At 52.5% G+C, this 668-nt stretch carries 1 protein-coding gene; it reads left to right on the top strand.

Translation table 11 applies throughout. From position 1 onward, the window contains the following. Positions 1-484: DNA alkylation repair protein (locus MUB52_RS23930; RefSeq protein ID WP_263846669.1), on the top strand; the 484-nt coding region annotated here is incomplete at its 5' end. Positions 485-668: the final 184 nt, after the last annotated feature.

Below are 668 nucleotides of genomic sequence, written 5' to 3' on the forward strand. Positions count from 1 at the left end.
GCAGTTTTCATCTCAGTGCCAACTATGCCTTCCGAAGGATCAAACACAATGCAGTTGGCTGGATTCCAGCAAAGCGGCCGGAGTTGCCAGTCACTTGTCTGCTTTGAAGGTCCGTAACAAGACTTGCATCAACATGAATCTTCCACCGGCAGCCGACATCGATGCGCTACAAATAGCAATCGTTTCCAGGCTGAAAGCACTCGGAGACGGAACGCCCTACGTTGCTGATGCGAATGAACCTGATCCGCGGTACCTTGGGTACGGCGTAAGAGCGCCTGAGATGAAACGCTTTCTGGCAAGTTTGAAGCCCGAATTCGCTGATCTGCACACAGAACAAAAGATCGAACTGGCGACGCGTCTCATTGCCTCTGGATACGGGGAACAAAAAAGCGTTGCTATTGCTCTTGTTGAGAAGGTCCAAGAGCACTTCACGCCTGAGCGGTTCGGCAAATTGGAAGATCTCGTGAGCGGGCTCCATGGATAGAGCAAGATCGACAGTTTAACGAAACTGTTCTTACCAAGTATTCTAAGTTCAGGCCTGATAGCCAGTCAGTGACGATTGCTGCGAGTGCGAGGGCTGAGAGGAAGACTTTCGGGCATCAGTCTTAACGGGTTGCCACGCGCCGCCAGTCGTTGAGCCTGCCGAACATGGCCTCGATCCGGTTGCG

This window comes from Roseobacter sinensis, from assembly GCF_025755255.1.
Classification (GTDB): Bacteria; Pseudomonadota; Alphaproteobacteria; order Rhodobacterales; family Rhodobacteraceae; genus Roseobacter; species Roseobacter sinensis.